This window comes from Streptomyces sp. NPDC051183 (assembly GCF_040682455.1).
Taxonomy (GTDB): Bacteria; Actinomycetota; Actinomycetes; order Streptomycetales; family Streptomycetaceae; genus Streptomyces.
Genome location: NZ_JBFBBA010000048.1, coordinates 10,512 through 29,963, shown reverse-complemented (window position 1 = coordinate 29,963; position 19,452 = coordinate 10,512). Strand labels below are relative to the sequence as shown.

The 19,452-nt window shown below is 73.9% G+C and carries 12 protein-coding genes; 2 read left to right on the top strand and 10 right to left on the bottom strand.

From position 1 onward, the window contains the following. Positions 1–111: 111 nt before the first annotated feature. Positions 112–1,545, bottom strand: coding sequence for an ATP-binding protein (locus AB0M99_RS31750; protein WP_365926590.1), 1,434 nt, complete (start codon positions 1,543–1,545; stop codon positions 112–114). A gap of 121 nt (positions 1,546–1,666) precedes the next feature. Between AB0M99_RS31750 and AB0M99_RS31745 the strand changes: the two genes are divergently transcribed. Continuing rightward, a complete protein-coding gene (locus AB0M99_RS31745; RefSeq protein WP_365926588.1) occupies positions 1,667–2,125 on the top strand; it encodes a hypothetical protein in 459 nt (152 codons plus the stop codon). A gap of 48 nt (positions 2,126–2,173) precedes the next feature. Here the strand turns inward: AB0M99_RS31745 and AB0M99_RS31740 are convergent, their stop codons facing one another. Further along, positions 2,174–6,649, bottom strand: a complete 4,476-nt coding sequence (locus AB0M99_RS31740) for a tetratricopeptide repeat protein (RefSeq protein ID WP_365926586.1) — start codon at positions 6,647–6,649, stop codon at positions 2,174–2,176. Positions 6,650–6,654: 5 nt separating this feature from the next. Further along, on the bottom strand, positions 6,655–6,984 hold the full coding sequence (locus AB0M99_RS31735; protein ID WP_365926584.1) for a CU044_2847 family protein: 330 nt from the start codon (positions 6,982–6,984) through the stop codon (positions 6,655–6,657). 111 nt (positions 6,985–7,095) lie between these two features. Between AB0M99_RS31735 and AB0M99_RS31730 the strand changes: the two genes are divergently transcribed. Continuing rightward, the gene (locus tag AB0M99_RS31730) at positions 7,096–8,082 is read left to right on the top strand and encodes a hypothetical protein (protein WP_365926582.1); all 987 of its coding nucleotides are present in this window, start codon (positions 7,096–7,098) and stop codon (positions 8,080–8,082) included. Here AB0M99_RS31730 and AB0M99_RS31725 read toward each other — a convergent pair. The 7 genes from AB0M99_RS31725 to AB0M99_RS31695 are packed head-to-tail and all read right to left on the bottom strand — an operon-like array spanning position 8,057 to position 19,425. Continuing rightward, positions 8,057–10,753: an AAA family ATPase gene (locus tag AB0M99_RS31725; protein ID WP_365926580.1), complete on the bottom strand. Its 2,697-nt coding sequence runs from the start codon at positions 10,751–10,753 to the stop codon at positions 8,057–8,059. The genes AB0M99_RS31730 and AB0M99_RS31725 overlap by 26 nt on opposite strands. Continuing rightward, positions 10,750–12,147 carry a hypothetical protein gene (locus AB0M99_RS31720; protein ID WP_365926578.1) on the bottom strand — a complete coding sequence of 466 codons (1,398 nt, stop codon included), beginning with the start codon at positions 12,145–12,147 and terminating at the stop codon, positions 10,750–10,752. Before AB0M99_RS31720 ends, AB0M99_RS31725 begins: the two co-directional genes overlap by 4 nt. Then, positions 12,137–12,796 (bottom strand): 4Fe-4S single cluster domain-containing protein, encoded by a 660-nt coding sequence (locus AB0M99_RS31715; RefSeq protein WP_365926576.1) that lies wholly within the window; start codon positions 12,794–12,796, stop codon positions 12,137–12,139. The genes AB0M99_RS31720 and AB0M99_RS31715 overlap by 11 nt, the downstream gene beginning before the upstream one ends. Next, the gene (locus AB0M99_RS31710; protein ID WP_365926574.1) at positions 12,793–14,370 is read right to left on the bottom strand and encodes a vWA domain-containing protein; all 1,578 of its coding nucleotides are present in this window, start codon (positions 14,368–14,370) and stop codon (positions 12,793–12,795) included. Before AB0M99_RS31710 ends, AB0M99_RS31715 begins: the two co-directional genes overlap by 4 nt. After that, positions 14,367–15,713, bottom strand: coding sequence for a hypothetical protein (locus tag AB0M99_RS31705; RefSeq protein WP_365926572.1), 1,347 nt, complete (start codon positions 15,711–15,713; stop codon positions 14,367–14,369). Before AB0M99_RS31705 ends, AB0M99_RS31710 begins: the two co-directional genes overlap by 4 nt. After that, positions 15,710–18,253 (bottom strand): hypothetical protein, encoded by a 2,544-nt coding sequence (locus AB0M99_RS31700; RefSeq protein ID WP_365926570.1) that lies wholly within the window; start codon positions 18,251–18,253, stop codon positions 15,710–15,712. Before AB0M99_RS31700 ends, AB0M99_RS31705 begins: the two co-directional genes overlap by 4 nt. Continuing rightward, positions 18,250–19,425: a hypothetical protein gene (locus AB0M99_RS31695; RefSeq protein WP_365926568.1), complete on the bottom strand. Its 1,176-nt coding sequence runs from the start codon at positions 19,423–19,425 to the stop codon at positions 18,250–18,252. Before AB0M99_RS31695 ends, AB0M99_RS31700 begins: the two co-directional genes overlap by 4 nt. Positions 19,426–19,452: the final 27 nt, after the last annotated feature.

Below are 19,452 nucleotides of genomic sequence, written 5' to 3'. Positions count from 1 at the left end.
CGTCGGGTCACCCCTCGGGGGTGAACCGGGCCCGTCACCTCGCCGCCGGGCAATGGGGCTTCGATGTCCGGGAGAGGTACATCACCATGACCACCCTCGCGGTTTCCCTGACTACCGCCAGGCTCGGACGAGGTCTTCCGGACCCCAGTGCGCCGCAAGGGGCATATCGTCCTCGACACCACAACGGGACACCGCCACCAGCGCCGTGCCCGGCCCGGTGCCGGGCACGGCGAGCATGTCCCGCACCAGGGCGTCGTACTCGCGTCGGCCGAACGGCTGCGACTCCAACCACTTCACCGAGCCGATGAAGTGAACCTGCCCTGCTACGGGTTCGCGGTCGGCTCCGATCAGGTCGATCTCCGGGTTGTTCTGCCGGTTCCACCAGCCCCCGACCGCCTCCGTCTGCGGCCACCTCTCATCGGGCAGCATCCGCAGCAGCGACTCGCGGATGACCGGCTCGACGGCCCGGCTCCGCCAGGTCGTCCACGACCGCTCGATGCGCTCCAGCGCCAGATCACCGCGACCGCGCTCGATGAGCGGGATCCCGCGCTGCAGGAAGGCCAGCCAGAACCGGAGGTACGGATCGGCGATGCGATAGCGCTTGTTCTTGCTGTCCACCTTGACCGAGAGCGGCAGGTCAGCGGCCAGGACGCGCTTGGCCAGCAGCGTGTTCAGCAGCGGAGACAGCGTGCCCGAGGGCAGCGCGCCGGCGCCACCGGCTCGTGCGGCAATGTTGGAGAACGTCCGCTCGCCACTGCCGACCGCTTCCAGGACCGCGCGCGAGTGGGACGCCTCGGGAAACTCCCCCAGCAGCGACAGCTCGCCCGCCACCAACAGCGGGGCGAGCGGGTTGGCCACGGTCTCGCGCAGGAAATCTCTGCGGCCCATCCCCGGCCGCCAGGACTGAACGATCTCCGGGAACCCGCCGGTGATCAGCAGCGCGTCCACCGCTTCCGCCGCGTCGAGACCCGTCATCGCCTGCACATCGGCCAGATGCAGCGGCTGTACGGTCATCTTGGCCGCCCGGCCGAAGAAGGGGCGGCCATAGGACGGCAGCGCCTCCATCACCGACATGTCACTGCCGACCAGGATCAACAGGACGGGCTTGGCCGACAGGTGCCGGTCCCAGACCGTCTGCAGCGCCCCCTCGAACTCCCCGTCCTGCTCCACCAGCCAAGGCACCTCGTCGAGCACCGCGATGCTCGGGGTGTCATCCGGAATCGCGACTGCCAGGGAACGCAGTGCCTGGTTCCAGTCGGCGGCCTGCAACCCGGCCACGAGCTCAGCTCCGGATAGAGCGGAATGCCCCAGCGTCGCGGCGAAGTCCGCCCGCTCGGCCACCGCGTTGCGCCCCCGGGTCGCCTGGAAGACCACGTACGGAAGCCCGGAACGGTCGCAGAACTCCTGGACCAGACGAGACTTGCCCACCCGGCGCCGACCCGTCACGGTCACGGCCTGACCACGCGTGGCGCCCGTACCACCGGCCACCAGGCTCAGCTGCCGAGCCAGCTGGTCCAGGTCAGAAGTCCTGCCCTTGAACTCCATCAGCACCCCATTCCCAGCACCTGAAACATAGATTCGATATTACGTAGATTGAATCTTACTTAGATGGTAGCTCGCTTCCGATGCTCAGCGGCGATAGTTGGGGGGAGGAGTGAGGTGGCTGGTGACGGTTTTCGGGTGTCGTGGGTGTGGGCGGGTCGTTACGGCGGAGGTTGCCGAGCGGGGGCTGCCGGATCCGGATGCGGATGCGGAGTGGTACCGGCCCGTTGCCGGGGCTGCGGATGAGAAGGGGCATACCGACGCGCCCATCGTGCGGATGGCGCCGGGGGCGTTCGCGGTGGATACCGAGCCGTCCGGACCGCCGTACGTACTGGACGACTCGTCCGGGCTGCTGGTGGAGTCCGGGCCGAGGCGGACCGTCGTGCTCCACCCCGGCGACGGCATCGGGCTGGAGGGACACCCGGACCTTGCGATGCGCCGCGGCTACTGCTGCGGGATGGACGGTGAGTGGGGGCCCAACCTGGTGTGCGCGTGCGGCGCGGTCGTCGCCACACTGTATTCGGACTGCTATCAGGTGCAGGAGCTGCGGTTGCAGCCCGACGCCGTCGAGCGCCGCGATTGATCCCCTGCTGATCCCCTGCTGATCCATCGGCCGCTACGGGCCCGGGCGTCAGCGGGCGCGGGCGCGGGTGTACCAGTAGCGGGCTTCCTCCGGGTCTCCCTCGGCCGAGGCCACGTCGCCCAGGAGTTTGAGCACTTCCGGCGGCAGACCGTGCGAGGGCGGGGGTGGGAGTGCGGGTGGTGGGGACTGGGGCTCGGGGGGTGGTGGGGCGTCCTGGGGGGCGAGTACGGCGCCGGCCTGTTCCAGGAGGCCCGCGCTCACCAGCAGTTCGCAGTACAGGCGCCGGGCCTGGGATTCCGTGTCCGGGTCGCCGCAGGCGATGGCCTCCTCGAACCACGGGTACGCCTCCACCGGCCGCTCGCCCACCGCCAGGACCTGCGCGAGCAGCAGCAGCGCCTGCGGCCGGTGCTGGGCGTCGTCGGACCGGGCCAGGGGGAGCAGGGTCCGTTCCGCGTCGGCGTACAGCCCCAGGCGGAACTGGGTGCTGCCGAGGTAGCGCCGGGCCAGGGGTTCGACCGTCGGGTCGTCGGCCGCGGAGGCCAGGGCGGCGGTCAGCAGGCTCCGGGCCTGCTCCAGGAGCCCCCGCGCCTCCGCCGAGCCGCCGTCGGCCATGGAGCGCCGTACGACCCCGAGCAGGGCTCCGGCGCGCGGGGCCGTCTCGGGGTCGCCGATGCCCAGTGCGGTTTCGAGCAGGTCGCCGGCGGCGCTGACCTCCCCCACGTCCAGCAGGAACTCGCCCATGCCGAGGTAGGCCAGGGCGATGGCCCCGGGGTCGCCCGAGTCCTCCACGCCCATCAGGAGTTCCTCGGCCGCCTCGCGGTCGTCCTGGCGCAGCAGCAGTACGCACAGCGAGGCCCTGGCGGCCTCGGTGACGTCCGAGGGTTCGTCCTGGAGCACCGCCCGCAGGAGTTCGGCGGCGCCGTCGTCGTCGCCGTCCTCGATCAGGCACTTGGCGAGCTGGAAACGGGCCATCGGCGAGGCGGGGTGCACGCCCGCGTCACCCGCGGCGCGCAGGTGCGCGATGCCCTCGGACCGGCGTCCGCTGCCGATGATCACCATGCCGAGCAGGGCCCTGCCCCAGGTCGCCGCGGTCACGTCGTCGTCGTCGGCCAGCTCCCGCAGCAGGTTCTCGGCGCGTTCGTAGTCCTCCCGGTCGGCGAGCATGACGGCCAGGTCGTACCGGGCGATCAGGGACCAGTGCGGGTGCCGGGAGTCGATCGCGATGCGGTACGCGTCCTCGGCCTCCTCCAGGAGGCCCTCCCGTACGAGCAGGTCCCCGAGGAGGTCCGCGGCGCGCGGCCCCTGGTGCGGGTGCCCTGAGTCGATCACCCCGGTCAGCAGCTCGCGCGCCCGCGCCGCGCCGCCCTCCTGGCCGGACAGCAGCACGCCGAGGGCGATGCGGGCCGGCGGCGACCAGTGCCAGTGCCCGGAGTCGATCGCGATGCGGTACGCGTCCTCGGCCTCCGCCGGGAGTTCCTCCCGTACGAGCAGGTCCCCGAGCACGGCGGCGGCGCGCGGGCCCTGGTGCGGGTGCCCGGAACCGATCACGTCCACCAGCAGCTCACGGGCCCGCGCCACCCCGTCGGCCGCCCCCTCCTGCCCTCCGTCCGACTCGTCCGACTCGTCCGACTCATCCGACTCGTCCGGCTCCTGGCGGGCCAGCAGCACCGCGAGGGCGATGCGGGCCGGCGGCGACCAGTCGGGGTGGTCGGTGGTGGTCACCAGCTCCAGCCACTCCTCGGCGAGGTCGGGGTCGCCCAGTTCCGTGTGCCATTCACCGAGGGCGCAGGCCGCCCGGAGCCCCTGGCTGGGGTGTCCGGCGGCGACCGCCTCCTCCAGTACGGCCAGGCCCTGCTCCTCGTCTCCCAGGCCCAGCAGCACGATGGCCAGGGTGACCTGGGCGGTCGGGAAGACCAGCGGGTGTCCGGAGTCGATCGCGGCTTCGAGCAGCTCCCGGGCCTCCTCGTACCTCTCCTGCTCGCTCAGCAGTGCGCCGAGGTCCGACTGGGCCCACGGCACGATGTGGGTCATGCCGCTGTCGATGACCGAGCGCAGCAGGGCCTCGGCGCGCTCCAGCTTGCCCTGGTGGACCAGCACCCCGCCGAGGTTCGCGCGGGCCAGGGAGGTGATCTGGGCGGCGACGTCCTCGCCCACCATGCGGGTCAGCGCCCACGGCCGCTCCACGGGCGGCGCGGAGCCGAGCCCCCGGGAGATGCCCATGCCGGCGCCGGGCTTGCCGAGCTCGGTGCCGGGCTCGCGGCCGGTCCGTACGCCGGCCCGGTCGCCCTCGGTCAGCGACCTGACCAGCTGGGCGGTGGCCAGGGGCTCGGCTTCCATGTCCCCGGACGCGATGACGGCTTCGAGCAGCTGTTCGGCCTGTTCGGTGTCGCCCTCCATGACGAGTACGCGCGCGAGGCCCACCTGCGCGAGCTGTGAGACCTGCGGATCGGCGGAGCCGAGGGCGCGCTCCAGGAGTCCCCTGGCGCGGCTCCGGTCGCCGGTCATCACCAGCGCGCTGGCCAGTTCGACCTGGGCCAGCGGGGCCACATCCTCCGACCCGGAGGAGGCTGCGGCGTCCAGCAGCTCCACCGCCGCGTCGAAGTCGCCCAGTACCAGGCTGATCTGACCGAGCATCAGCGACGCCCACGCCGAGCCGTCCCGGTCCTCCGGCGACCCGGCGATCCGCCGCAGCAGCAGCTCGGCGACGTCGGCCTCCTCGCGGACCAGCGCCGTGTACGCGATCGGCAGGAGCTCGGTGGCCGTCCGGCAGTCGGCGAGGTAGTCCCAGGCGAAGCGGGGCACGGGAGCGGACGGATCGTCGGCGCGGGTGTCCAGGTACTCCGAGGTGTAGGGGAAGCCGGTGTACGCGGGCACGTCGTCCGGCCCCGGCACCTGGTAGACCAGGGCGACCGCTCCGACCACCGGCTCCCTGGCCCAGGCCAGGCCGGTCCGGTACAGCGCCTCGTCGGGGACGAACTGCGGGTGGTGCTCGGACATGTAGGCGCGGAAGAGGTCCAGCAGGACGGGCTCGGGGACCGGGCCGGTCATGCCCATCCGGTGCCAGTCGGTCACCGCCTTCACCAGCGCCCACCCCTCGGGGCAGCTGTCGGCTCCGTCCTCGTAGCGCTGTTCCACTCCGGGGGCGGCGACCATGTGCTCCCCGATGCCCCGCCCGGCGAAGTCCTCGCGGGGATACAGCTCCCGGGCGACGGCGGCGTCCTCCGGCCCGAGGAGCGGCGGCAGCTCGACGGTGTACGCCTTGCCGAGCACGGTGCGGGCGACGCGGCCGAGGTCGTTCTCCATGGCGGTCAGGGCGGCGCGCTGTTTGGCCGGGATGGTGGCGACGACCGTGACGGCGGGGTGCCTGCGGGCCAGCCGGTCGAGGGTCTGGAGGTCCAGTCCGCCGGGGCGCAGGTAGCGGTGCAGGTCGTCCAGCCAGAGCACGACCCGGTCCTGGCCTGACGGCAGGCCGAGCCGGCTGAGGTCGTCGAGGATCCGGCGGTCCGTGCCGTCGGGGCGCGGCACGACCAGCCGGGCGCCGGGCATCGTGCGCAGCAGCGCCTCGTACAGGGTGCGGGACTTGCCGGCCTTGGAGCGTCCGGCCAGCAGCACGAAGCGCGATTCCGCCAGGGCGGCGTCGAGCAGGCCGTCCTGCGGGCGGCGGGGTACGTAGGGAGAGTGCTCGGGGTGGTCGCTGTACTTGGAGCGGGAGACTCCGATGTCGTGCGGGTCGACCTGGTCGACGCGCGGGATCTCCCCGTCCTCGGTGAGCGGGAGCCACAGCAGGCTCTCCAGCCGCTCCCGCAGCTCCCGCGTCGTGGCTCCGCGTACGTACGCTCCGAGCTCGGGCCAGTAGCGGACCAGGGTCTCGACCCTGATCGCGTACGCCGTGCGCCGGTCGATCTTGGCGACGGAATCGCGGGCGACCAGCATGCCGACGACGCCCCCGCTGTTCACGTCCCAGACCGGGGAGCCGGAGAAGCCCTGTTCGAGCGACCAGCCGCTGTGGGGGCTCGCCTCGACCTGGAGCCACTCGCTGCCGGCGTGGCCGATGATCTCGCCCCGCACCGGGACCCCTTGGCGCGGGTGCTCCCGGGGGTAGCCGTACGCGCGGAACTGGTGGCCCCAGGTGCCGGAGTCGGTGGTCCGCAGCGGGGCGGGTACCGCTTCGGGGGGCGCGGGCGCGCCGAGTTCGAGGACCGCGACGTCGCCCGTCTCGGCGCCGGCGGCGGGGTGCCAGCCGCCGGGGACGACCGTGGCGGGCAGCGGGTCGTGCGCCTCGGCGTACTGGAACTCGACGAACACCGGTTCCTCCGGCACGCCGAGCGCCGTGCCCGCCCGTACGACGTGGGCGCAGGTCAGGACGTGCCGCGGGGTGACCAGCAGCCCGGCCCCGACGGGGAGTTCGCTGCGGGAGCGGCGGATGCTCACCAGCCAGGGCGGGCGCTCGCGCGCCGCGGCCGCGGACGCGGGGCCGGAGGGGGCGGGAGCCGGGGGCGGGGCTGCCGAGGAGTCTTCGGACAAGGGGGTCAGCCCGTTGTGTCCGCGGCGGTCCGGCTCCAGTGGATCTTGACGTTGAAGTGTCCCTCGATCGCCGTCTTGGCGATCACGACTCCGGACTCCGCGTTGAGCTTCATCCCGAATTCGACCTCGTACTCGTCCGGGCCCAGGGACCTGACCGAGTCGATCACCGACCGGATGGCGGGCCGGACCTCGTTCAGCGCGTCCTGGAGCCGGCGGCCGGCCTGCACCACGCCGTCGTCGTCGCGGGAGATCCGCTGGAGCCCCGGCGCGTCGTCCTCGGCCTCGATCAGCAGTGAGGTCCCGTCAGGACCCTCGAAACGTACCAACTCGGCCATGGATCCCCCGGATTCATCGCTGCGGCCGCTTTCGAGGGCGGCCGGGTCTCCATGAAGAGTAGTGGCGCAACCACCGGATGCGGGCGGCTTCGCGACGATACGGTGACCGCTGTGGACGATGCCAGACGAGAGATGGCCGCGACGCTGGGTGCCACCGACCTGAACGACGCGGAAGCCGCCCTGCGCGCACTGGGCTGCGCCTTCCGGTGGGCCGCGGCCGCGGTGCGCCGGATGGACGGCGACGGTGACAGCGCCCGGGCCCTCGGCGCCCTGTACGACCTCGACGACGCACTGGAGGAGGGCCGCGAACTGGTGGGCGCGGTACCGGCGTTGCTGGCCGCCGCGATGCCCGGGGAGAGCGTGGGCGGCGGTACGGACGAACTGGTGCGGCAACTCGCCGAGGCGGCCGAGCGCGTCGCGGCCGAGCGGGTGGAGCTGAAGAAGCGCGCGGCGGCCGAGGAGGAGCTGCGCACCCGGCTGGAGCAGCACGAGGAGCTGCGCAGACAGGTGGACGAGCTGCGCCGGCTGGAGCGGCTGGTCGACGCGCTGGACGCGCTGCGGGAGCAGCAGCGGGTCATCGCGGACCGGCTCGCCGCGCTGCGCGGCAAGGACGCCGGGGTGGATGTCACCCTGCGGACGAGCAGCGACGCCCTGATCCGGCTCTCGGACGACCGGCTCGCCGCGCTGGGGCCGCAGACCCGGCAGGTGCTGGAGCGGGCCGCGGCCGTGCAGAGCGAACTGGCCGCCGAGGAGCGCACCTACGACGAGGGCGCCGCCGCGCTCCATGCCGACAGGCAGCGGCTGGAGCAGATCCAGACCGAACGGGCCGGGCAGCTGGCCTCGTTGCGGCTGTACGCCCTGGCCGACCGCGACCTCGCGCGGGCGCTCACCGCCCCGGCGGGCCCCGGGGCGGCGGGGGCCGCCCCGGCAGGTGCCGCGGCGGCCGAGTCGGTGTCGCTGGAGCAGGTGGAGGCGGCCACCGCGGACATCGAGCGGCGGCTGCGCGATGCGGACGCGGCGCTGGGCCGCGTCCTGGAGGCGCGCGACTCCCGCGACGTCGAGGGGCGGACCGTCATCCGGCGGACGGGCGGCGGCTGACCGGCACCTCCGGGACGTCGGCGGGCAGAAACTCCAGTGGGGCGGCGGTTCCTCGGCCGTCCGGCCAGCCCTCCCGGGCGAGCCGGGCGGCCATCCTGCCCTCCATCTCCCCCAGCAGCCCGCGCACCGTCCGGGCGTTGCCGAAGCCCACCGGATCCATCGCGCGTCTCCACTCCAGCCAGCGCACGGCCCGGTCGGCCGTGCCCGCGCCCAGGGTGTAGCCCTCGTCGGCGGCCATCCGGCGCAGGATCTCCGCCAGGTCGGCGCCGGAGTAGGGCGGGAACACCACCGGGTCCGCGAACCGTGACGCCATCCCGGAGTTGGCTTCCAGGAACTGCGCCATCTCCCTCGGGTAGCCCGCGACGATCACGACGAGGCGGCCCCGCCGGTGCTCCATCTCCCGGATCAGCGTGTCGACGGCCTCCTGGCCGAAGTCCCTGCCGGACGAGGTGTCGCGGGTCAGGCTGTAGGCCTCGTCGATGAACAGGACGCCGTCCAGCGCGTCCCGTACGGCCTTCTGCACCCTCGTCGCGGTCTGCCCGATGAAGTTGGCCACCAGCTCGGCGCGGGTGACCTCGACGACGTGCCCCTTGCGCAGCAGGCCGAGATCCCGGAACATCCGCCCGACCACCCGGGCCACGGTGGTCTTGCCCGTCCCCGGCGGCCCGGTGAACACCAGGTGCGGCGCGACGAATCCGCCCTTCCCCGCGGCCTGGCGCAACCGGAGCCGGTTGCCCAGGGTCGTGAAGTGCGCCCGGACCTCGTCGAGCCCGACGTAGCGGTCGAGTTCCGCCAGCTGGGCGACCGGGTCGGGGATCGGCCGGCCCAGCCGGGGCCGGTGGGCCTCGGGGATGTCCTCGGGCGTGATCGGCAGGTCGGCCCGGCCCCGGACCCGGGCGGCCCACAGCCGCAGGATGTCGTCGGCCAGGGTCCGCATGTCCCGCGCGTTGCCGAACGACTCGTCCCTGGTCCGGTACATCTCGGCGACGACCTCCCCCAACTGCTCCTCGGTGGCGGCGTCCAGGGTCTCGCCCCGCTGGGTGAGCCGTCCCAGCAGGATCGCGAGGAGGGTCTCGACCGGATAGTCGGGGAAGTCCAGAACGGTCGGGAACCGGCTGCTCAGGCCGACGTCGGAAGCCAGGAACTCCCGCATCTTGCCCGGATATCCGGCCGCCACGACGACCAGTCGGCCGCGGTCGTTCTCCATGCGGCTGAGCAGCGCCTGGATCGCCTGGCCCCCGTACCCCTCGCGCTGGTCGCTGAGTGCGTACGCCTCGTCGACGAAGAGCACCCCGTCCAGGGCCCGGTCGACCGCGTCGTCCGTCCGCTCTGCCGTCTGGCCGACGTATCCCGAGACGAGGTCCCGCACCTTCGCCTCGACGACGTGTCCCCGGCGCAGCAGGCCCAGGTCCCGGTAGATCTCCCCGACCAGCCGGGCCACGGTGGTCTTGCCGGTGCCCGGGTTGCCGGTGAACACCAGGTGGAGGGAGGGGGGATCGTACGTCCCGGTGTGGCCGGCCCCCTCCAGCGCCCTGGCCGTCTCCACCATGCCCGTCAGTTCCTCGAAGTGCCGTTTGACCATCTCCAGCCCCGGCATGGCCCTCAGCCGCTCCAGGGCCGTGCGGGGGTCGGTGTCGGCTGCTTCGACCCAGCCCCGTACGGCGTTCGCGTTCAGCGTGCCGTTGCCCTTGGCCAGTTGCTGGAGCCGGGCCCGCCAGGTCCGGGTCTTGACGGGCTGGCCCGCCATCGCCCGCACGATCGGGGCCAGCTCCCGCCAGTCCGCGATCCGCAGCCCGGCCCGCAGGCGCGTGGCGTGGATCAGCCGCTCCACCTCCGGCGCCTGCGGATAGCCGATCTCCCCGGTGCCCGGACGCCCCGGGGTGTCCCGCTGCTGGCGTACGAAGGTCTCCAGCAGCGGGAAGCCGCCCTGGTCCGCGACGAACTCGGCCACGCGCTCCAGGCTCGCCCGGCGGAAGACCAGCACCCACAGGTTGCGGCCGTCGCACTGCTGGGCCCAGTCGGCCATGGCGTGGGCCAGCTGCCGTCCGGCGTGGTTGTAGTGCAGGATCTCCTCGGCGTACGGGAACACCACGGCCGTCCGGTGCTCGCGCCGGCGGAGGTATCCGGTCAGCGTCATCACCCCGAACGGGTCGGAGACGCCCGTCGTCGAAGGCGCGGGCACGGTGCCGACCGTGCCGCCGCCTCCCCCGCCGGTACCGGCCCCGCCGCCCGTACCGGGCTCCCCGGCGGCGCCGCGGTCGCCGAAGCCGGGTACGAGCATGCTGCCGAGCGGCCCCCTGAGCCGGTCGTGGTGCATGGTGCGCGGTCCCCGGCGCGGAGCCGCGGCGGCGCCGCCCGCGCGGGACAGGTCCCTGGAGGCGTTGTCCCGGAAGTAGACGGGCTCCGCCAGGGAGCTGAAGACGACGCGCTCGTAGCCCTCCGCCCGCAGGACCCGCCACAGGGTCTCCTCCAGGGAGCACACCTGGTGGCCGTGGTCGACGAAGACGTCGTCCGCGCCGGGTCCGTAGAGGACGGCGAACGGTTCACCGCTGTGCAGGGCCGCGACGGGGAACCGCTCCACCGCCGGCCCGGGGCCGGAGCCGGCCCCGGCCCCTCCCCCGTCCCCGGACGCGTCACCGTTCTCCGGCGCGCCCTTCGTCATGTTCGTCATGCGGTGCCCGGACGGGACTCCGACGCCGACTCCGACGCCGACTCCGGCCCCCCGGCGCGGGGCTGTCCGACCCGGCGGCGCAGGTCCTCGTCGGGAACGCCCTTCTCGCTCACCGGCGCCGACACCTGGTGGCCCTGCGTCTCCAGCCCCTCGCCGATCGCCCGGGCCCGGGCCGCGAGGTCGGCCTCGGAGGTGGTGTCGTAATCGTAGGAGTGGACCCGGATCACGCACTCCCCCGAGTCCCGCTGGGCCTGCGAGATGTCCAGGACGATCTCGTTGCCGTTGTCGTGGCGGAGTTTGGCGTAGTAGGCGCCCCGGGGATCGGCGTCCTGGTACTCGCCGTCGACGAGGTCGTAGTACGCGTAGTCGCCGAGGGTGTGGGCCACCGCGTCGGCGAGGTTCACGCGGATCTGCGAGGCGAGCTGGCGCATGCCGGCCCGCTCCACGACGTCTTCCAGCGCGCTTTCGAGCCCGGTGGCCTGCTCCCGCAGGCCGCGCAGCTCATCGGCGTCGGACCGGTCGTCGCGTGCGCGCGACAGCGCCTGGGCCGTGGTCTCGCGCAGTTCGTCGAGTTCCCCGTCGGCCCAGTAGACGACGTCGAGCTTGTACCCCGGCAGGGCCGCTCCGTCCGGCCCGATGACGGGGCGCTCCTTGTTGCCCTCGATCAGCTTCTCGATGCGCACCAGCGCCTCGACGGCCGCGGTCTGGGCCGAGCAGCGCTCCAGCTCCCGCTGTTCGATGTCCACCCGCAGCTCGCTCAGCGAGTGGTACGCCTCCTGCGCCACGGCGAGCCCGGCGTCGAACCTGCCCGCCGCCGCGTTGTTCTCGGCGGTGGTCAGCCGGCTCGTCAGCGGGTCCAGTTCCCCGGGGGCGTAGCGCTCGTGCGGCAGGGTTTCCGCGATCAGCGCGGCCATGGTCCGGCCGTCGGCGAGCCAGGACCGTACGGTCTGCTCGGCCTGCGCCCGGTCCTCCTCCTGCTTCTCGATCCCCTCGGACAGCCGGGCCATCTCGGCGCGGCGCTCGGTGCGCTCGGCGGAGATCTCCCGCAGTACGGCCTCCTGGTGCTCGGCCAGCCGCTGCCGGGTCTCCGCCCGGATCCGGCCCGCGGTCTCGTCCAGGGCCCCGCGCAGTTCGCGGGCCTGCTCCTGGAGCCTTCGCGAGGTGTCGGCCTCCAACTGCCGGGTCTGGGCGCTGAGGTTCTGGATCACCTGGTCCTGCCGGCGCCGGCGCTCCTCGACCGCTGCGAAGGTACGGTCGATGTCCGCGCGGGTCTGCGCACGCACGTCGTCGATGAGCCCCGGCAGGGTGCTCAGCACCTCCTTCAGTTTCTGTGCCTTGCGCTGCATGCGGTACCACTCGGACTCGTCGACCTGGATGCGCTTCCTACCGCTCACGGGGCGGCTCCTTTGCGATGGTCGTGCCGGTGCGGACGGTGTCGACCGCGTTGTCGAAGGCGGCGAGCAGCCCGGGCGGGGGGACGCCGATGAGCATGGCCTCCGGGCCGCTGACGGCGATCTCGGCGGTACGGGGGCGGTGGGCGAAGTCGTACCCGCACTCCGTGAGCCGCCGGGTGAGGTGGTGGACGCGCTGGTTGGAGCTGCCGCGCAGGCCGCGGCCGTCGTCGAGGGCCGCCACGTACCTGCCGTCGATCAACACGTCCACGGCGGCGAGCAGTTCGGCGACTCCGGGGTTGGGCGGCCTGCGGCGCAGCTGTTCGAGGCGGTACCCGGTGAAGCAGATCACGGAGACGTCGCGGGCCAGCCGGGCCAGCCGCGCCACCTCGGCGAGCCCGGCCGCCTGCCGCATCGGCTCGCCCCCGGAGAAGGTCAGTCCGCCCACCCGGGGGTCGCCCAGCAGCTCCGCGGCCAGTTCCCCGGGTTCGGCCTGCCGGGCCGGGCGGTCCGGGATCCAGTCGGGCGACATGCAGCCGGCGCAGTCGAAGGGGCACCCCTGCACCCACAGCGCCGACCGCACGCCCGGTCCCAGGGCCTCGGTGCCGACCCGGGTCGCGGCGACGTTGAGCGTGCCGGGGGCGGTGCTCATCGTGGCCGGCCCGCGTCGGACGTGCGGTCGGCGCGCTGCCCGGGCAGGTAGGTGAACTTCACCCCGTTGACGACGACGCTGCCTCCCGGGGCGCAGGTCGCGTCGGTCTCCCGGCTGGTGGATCCGTCGGGCGTGTAGCGGATCAGCAGGTCGACCCGCGAGCCGGTGTCGGCCTTCCGGCGCAGGCCCCGGGCCCTACCGCGGCCGCCGACCGAGTGCGGGCGCAGCGTCACCCCGCGGCCGGTCAGGGCGATGCGGTCGGTGAACCCCTCGCCGAACACGGTGGTCACCAGCAGCTCGCCCCGCAGCGGGGGCCGTCGGGTGTGGCGCCACCACAGCCAGCCGGCGAGCAGGACCAGCAGGGCGCCGCCCAGCACCGACGGCAGGAAGGCGGTGGAGCCCACCGTGGCCCGCAGCGGTACCGCGGCTGCGGTGACGCGCACCTCCTGGGGGGTGTCGAGCCGTACGTCCGGGGCGAACGCCTGCTCCCACGGAGTGCTCACCCGGCCGGACACCTTCAGCGTGGCGTCGTCCTCCTTGGCCCGGTGGTACGGCAGCGGGCCCCCCGACAGGCTTCCGCGCAGGCCGACTTCGAAGGTCCGGGACTGGCCGGGCTCCAGCGTCAGCTCCGCCGGCAGCCCGCTGAGCCCGACCGACGGGTCGGCGGTCGAGGCGCTCAGCCCGGTGATGACCAGCGGCGTACGGCGGGTGGTCGAGCGCAGGGTGAGCTGCCCGGTGGCGGTGCCGTCCGTGACGTCGGTCCGCCCGGAGCCCGACCATTCGGCGGTCACGCCCTTGCCGACGTCCTCGGCGAGCAGCCGCTGGGCCTTGCGGACCTGGGTACGCTCCCCCGCGCGGGCCAGGTACGAGCCGAGGTCCTGGATGCTGTCGGGCCGCAGCGGCGTGGTGTTCGGCACGACGTCGCCCAGCCGGTCGGCGCCCGTCGCGCCGGTGCCCAGCGGAAGCGCGTACCCGGCCAGTTCGATCCGCCCGGCGAGGGCCTGCGCCCGCTCGCGCAGCGCGGTCCAGGGGGCCCCGGTCGCCTCGGGATAGCGGGAGCCGGCGGCCGGACGGTGCTCGCCGTCCGTGATCAGCACGACGGACGCGACCTCGGAGGCCTGGTCGCGGCCGAGTTCGGTCAGCGCGGCGTCGAGTGCGGAGCCGATGTCCGTGTCGCCGTCGGGTTCGGGGGCGCCGGGCAGCTTGGACACGATCGCGGCGGTGTCACCGGCCGAGCCGATGTAGCGGGGCACGGGGCGGGAGTCGAAGGTGAAGAGCGCGACGTGGTCCTTGGGCGACATGCCGCCGAGGAAGCTGCCCAGGGTCGAGCGGACGGTGTCGTAGCGGCCGTCCTGGTTCATCGACCCCGAGGTGTCGACGAGGATGACGTAGTCGGCGGGCTGGTCGTTGAGGCCGAGGGCCTTGTAGACGTCCGCGCGGGAGGGTGCCGGGTCGGCGGGGGCCGCCTGTGCGGCCACCGGCGGGGCGGCCAGGAGCGCGGCGGCCGCCACGGCGGCCAGCTTCCGCGCGGCCCGCACGGATCGAGGCGCCCGTGCCGGGGCGTGGTGCTTCACGGACGTACTCCCTTGAGGTCGGTCGGCAGGGTGCCGAGCGGGAATTCACCGGGCGCGGCGGAGCCGAGCGGGTGCAGTACGAGATGGGCCGTCCCGTCGACGGCGATCCGTACTCCGATGTGGAAGCGGTCGCCCTCCGCGCCGCCGGGGACGGTCAGGGTGCCCACGGCCGCGGTGTGCCCGCCCTCCGCGTCGCGCACCCGCACCCGCACCGGCCGCGCGGGACCCGCCGGAGCCGGGCCGGCCGCCACGCGGACGCGGTGGCCGCCGGATTCCGCGAAGACGGTGGCGCCGCCGGGCTCCAGGGCGCCGGCCTCGCTGATCACCAGCTCCTCCGTCCGGGGCGTACCGGCGAAGACGCGGTGGGTGGCCACGCAGACGGCGTACGGGTAGCGGTCGCCGGGGTCGACGCGTCCGGCGGCGACCAGCGCGGCGCCGGACACGGCCGCGAGGGCGGGGTCGGTGCCGCCGGGCAGCGCGACGAGCGGCCCCTGGCGTTCGGCGAGGTACCGGGTCAGCGGGCCGAACCGGGCCGCGCCTCCCACGGCGACGGCCTGCCCGGCCGGTGCACCGCCCCGGGCCCGGTCCAGCGCGTGGTCGAGCCCGGCCGTGAGCCGCCCGAGGGCGTCGTGCACCGTGGCCGCGGTGATCGGCCGCCCGTCCACCCGGTGGACCACGGTTTCGCGGTACCTCCCCTGGTGGCTGTCCGCGCGGCGCAGTGCGACGTCGAGCCGCGCGGCGGAGCCGCCCTGGGCGCGGACTGCGGCGAGGGCCCGCAGCTCCGCTTCGTCGTCCGGCAGCCCCGCGGCCGCCAGCAACTCCCGGTCGAAGGCGGCTCCGTAGCCCTCGGCGGGCGCGTGGCGTGCCGTACCGGCCACGGCCACCGACCCGCCGGCGGGCACGCACACCGAGACCTCCACGGCGCTCGCGCCGAGTTCGCACACCGCGTACCGCTCAGCCGTCGCCTCGCCCGCGTGCCGCAGCAGCGCCAGTACCGCGTGCGGGGTGCCCAGCACCCGGATCCGCGGTGCGCGGCCCGTACCGTGCGCGGAGGCCAGCGCGTCCACCGCGCGGGCGGCCTGCTGGGCCCGGTCCTGCTCCCGTACGACGAGCACGATCCGGTCGGGTGTGCCGCCGCCCGCGCGGTACGCCTCGTACGCGGCCCGCAGGGCAGCGCCGGGCCGCGCCCCCGCGGGTACGGGCAGGCCCTCGCCCGGGACCGAGCCGGGCAGCGGGACCAGTTCCGGGACGCCGTCGGCGCCGAGCCGGGCGATGCGCGTGAAGCGGGTGCCCGCGTCGATGGCGACGGCGTGGTCGTGGCGGGCGTGGGCGCTCGACGTCACGGCCTCCTCCAGGGGGACCAGCTGCGCAGCCTTCCCTTCTGCGGTGCCGGCTGCACAACGGGCTGGTAGGGCGGGAACTCCTGCCGGAGAACGGGTGCGGGGGTGCGGGCGGGCGGGGGCGGGGGCGGCGCGGAGCCTCCGGAGGCGGCGCCCATCGCCAGGAGGATCTGGCGGTGATACTCCATCTGCGCGTAGCTGTAGCGCTTCAGTTCCTCGCACAGGTCCCTGGCCTGGTCGGAGCCCCGTAGCGCCTGGTACAGGGCGAGGCCCAGTCCGGGCGACCGGGCGTCGAGCTCGGCCGCGAGGTCGTAGGCAGCTCCGGCCCCCCACGTGTACAGGCAGGCGACCAGCTCGTGCTGGAACTGCACGGACAGGGACAGGTCCACACGCGTCTCGGCGAGGACTTCGGCCATTTCCGGGAGCGCCTGCGGCGAGCGGATGGCGTTGCGCAGCTGCCAGACCCGGCGCAGCCAGCTCAGTTGCTGCCTGCGGCTGAGGATCGAGACCTGATCCTCGGACAGTACGTCGATCCACGCGCCGGCTCCGTGGGCGCGGCACAGCCGCCGTTCCAGGCCGACGAGGACGTACTCCTCGGCACTGGGCAGCCGCTTCACCACCCGCTGCACCACGGCCCACGAGGCGTCGTCGGGCTCTTCGCCCAGCAGGGCCCCGATCGCCGGTGCCTTCAGGTCGGGGTCGGTGTCGATCCGGCGGGCCAGGGCGGACGCGTAGGCCTCCTGGTCGCCGGGGTCGGTGAACCGGGCGAGCCGGGGCATCGCCAGGGCGGTCTGGTGCCCCTGCGCGGTGGCCAGGGCCAGTGCGCCCAGGAGGTCCGCGTCGGCGGCCGCCTCCGGCGTGAGACCGGCCCGGGCGGGCGAGGCCACCGCCTCCAGCGCCGTGAGCAGTCGCTGCGGGCTGCGCGAGGCCCTCGCGCGCAGGGAGGGCCACATGAGGCTGACGACGGCCTGGATGCCGTTGCGCCCCGCGATGTCCAGGGCGATCGACCAGGCGTCGTCGCCGGCGTCGGTGAACTCGGCGACGTCCGAGGGCTCCACGTCGCTCGCGTCGAGGTAGCCGGTGAGCACTCCGGCAAACCTCAGCCATCCGGGCGGGCCCACGGTCGCGCGCTCGCGCAGCGCCGGCGGAACGAGCCGCGTGAGCGGCGGCAGCGGGTCGCGCAGGCGGTCCATCACCAGTTTGCGGAGCCAGCTGCGCCCCACCTCGCGCGAGCCGATCACCACCCGGTCGACGGCGTCCGCGGTGTACCGGAACTCGTTGGCGGTCATGTGGATGAGCGCGGCCACCCAGTCGGGCTTCTGGGCCGGTGCCTCGACCATGGTCGTGAACAACTCCTCGAACGCGCCGGGACGGTCCGCCTCCAGGTCGTTCAGCACGCTCAGGTAGCTCCTGGCCAGGGCGAAGGACTCCTTCGTCGCCGGTCGCTCCAGGACGTCCGCGGCCAGCAGGGCCGGCGTCAGGGGGCTCCACCACCGCAGCAGCGCGTCGCGCGCGCCGTGGCCGGCGAGGAAGGGCACGATCAGGGCCGGCCGGTGGTCGCCCAGGGTGCTCATCGGGTGCATGTCCAGCATCCGCAGCACCTCGTGGAGGTTGCCGCGCCCCTGCGCGACGTCCGCGAGTACGGAGTCCACCAGGTCGACCTCCCGCAGCGCCCGTACCGCGGCGCCCGGATCCTGGCCCGCGACGACCTCGGTGGCGCGCAGGAGGTGCGCGACCAGGTCGTCGGTGGATCCGCGCTTGGCCCGGATCCTCAGGAGCTCGTTGAGGTAGTCGCGGGCCGCGGCGGTGTGCGGCTCCGGGGGGCTGCCGGCGCCCAGCCACGTCGCGGTCTGCTCCGTCCGCGCGGTCGGCGCGAAGACCAGCAGCAGCTTGTGCTCGGACTGGCCGGTCCAGGTGGCGGCGCTCAGCCAGGCGCGGCACCCGTACGGCAGGAGCGAGCAGACGGCGTCGAGGATCCGGACCCGCTCGCCCGTGTCCGGGAGCCGGGCTCCGGGCGGCGGCACGATCGCCACCTGCCGGCCCTCCAGCAGCAGGGCCGCGACCCCGGCCGCCCAGGTGAAGCCCAACCGGTCCACGGTGTCGGCGAGTTCGGCGGCGGCCGTCGGCGATGCCTCGATGCTCAGGGCGCCGCCGCCCGAGTCGGGCCGCTCCCGGGGGGCGGCCCGGTCCAGGGCGCTCCAGGTCAGCCGGGCGGTGCTCGCGGAGTTCCAGTCCAGCACGAGCATCCGCCAGGTGTAGCTGGGGGCTCCGGTGCCGTCGTAGCTGCCGTCCCAGGTGGTCTCGACGAGCACGCCGGCGCTCTGGAGCTCCCCCTGAGCGCTCCCGAGGAACACCCGCCAGGGCAGGCCCTCCGCGGGCTCCAGGTCGTCGGGGGTTCCGGTGGCCGCTCCCCAGTAGTACCGCTCGGCGCGTTCGGGCGGCAGGCTGCCGGCCAGCACCTTGTACCCCATCGTCCGGCCCGGGTGCTTGCCCACGACCGCCCAGTCGGCGGGCAGCCGGACGGTGGCGGGGAGCTCGTTCACTGACCGCCCCGCTTGAGTCCGAAGCGGCCCTGCTTGGCGTGGATCCTGCGCTCCAGGTCGATGACGGGTTCGAGGACGTTGATGGGTTCGGGGGAGGTGCAGATCCGGGGGCGCCCTTCGACCATCTCCACGTTGGCGTAGTTGTTGTAGTCGAAGATGTGCTGCGGGTTGAGCCGGAACCCGATGGCCGAGGTCGCGTAGTAGGAGATGCGGTCGGGGTGGAAGAAGGCGCCCAGCCCGTCGCGCACCAGCCGGGCGTTGGAGCCCCGGAACTCCTCGCACATCCACTGGAAGAAGCGGGCGCTCTGGTGCCCGGGCACCCGGGGGAGCCGGGAGCCCACCGAGTCCTGGGTGACCCAGCCGGCCTTCACGGCGGGCTCGAAGATGGCGGGGTGGTCGAACTTGGCCACGCAGACGGAGACGTGGTGCGGAAGCCGGTTGCCCTGGTGACCGCCCCGGTCCCGGACGCGGGAGTTCAGCTCGTTGAGCGTCGCGAAGAAGAAGCTGAAGCTCTCCGTCTCCGCCTCGGCGTCGCCCAGCGGGTCGAAGAGGTAGATCAGGCCGTGGGCCCGGGAGAGCTGGTCCGTGATCTCCTCGTGCAGCGGGTTGTTCGCCTCGAACACCTCGCCCGCCGCGTCGTTGATGTCCAGTACGAAGCTGGTCGTGCGGGTGCGGTTCCACTTGCGGCCCGTCGGCTCCTCTCCCTGGACGGACCAGCTCATGCCGCGCAGGCCCACGCTCGCCTGCGGGAAGACGCGCCGGGTCGACAGGCGCGTCACGCTGTCGTTGAGGAAGCCGTTGGCCTCTCTCGTCATGCCGCTGATCCGCCAGCTGCCCTGCCCCTGCCGGTGGGACTGCATCGCCGCGATGGGCAGTGCGCCGAGGAAGCTCGTCTTGCCGGAGCGGGGTGCGCCCCACAGCCCTATGCGGACGCGGTCCGTCGCGTCCGCCCCCGCCGGCGGCACGGGGATCACGCCCGGCGGCCGGTTGCCGTCCATGACGGGGGCCGGCGGGATCACGTACTCGTACGCCATGGGGTTCTCGGCCGGCCGGGCCGGCGGGATGGGCGCGGGGCCGGACCGCTGGCGCACCGGGGGCTTGGGCGGGTCGGCGGGGGCGGCCGGCGTGGGGTCGGAAGCCCTCGCGTTCGGGTCGTAGTACTCCTCGGACACAGCGTTTCTCCTCGCGCCGGAGCTGTC

What these genes read in the sequence shown, in the direction of transcription:
- AB0M99_RS31750 (WP_365926590.1), bottom strand. Translation starts at nt 1,545, where the DNA reads ATGGAGTTCAAGGGCAGGACTTCTGACCTGGACCAGCTGGCTCGGCAG.
- AB0M99_RS31735 (WP_365926584.1), bottom strand. Translation starts at nt 6,984, where the DNA reads ATGGCCGAGTTGGTACGTTTCGAGGGTCCTGACGGGACCTCACTGCTG.
- AB0M99_RS31725 (WP_365926580.1), bottom strand. Translation starts at nt 10,753, where the DNA reads ATGACGAACATGACGAAGGGCGCGCCGGAGAACGGTGACGCGTCCGGG.
- AB0M99_RS31715 (WP_365926576.1), bottom strand. Translation starts at nt 12,796, where the DNA reads ATGAGCACCGCCCCCGGCACGCTCAACGTCGCCGCGACCCGGGTCGGC.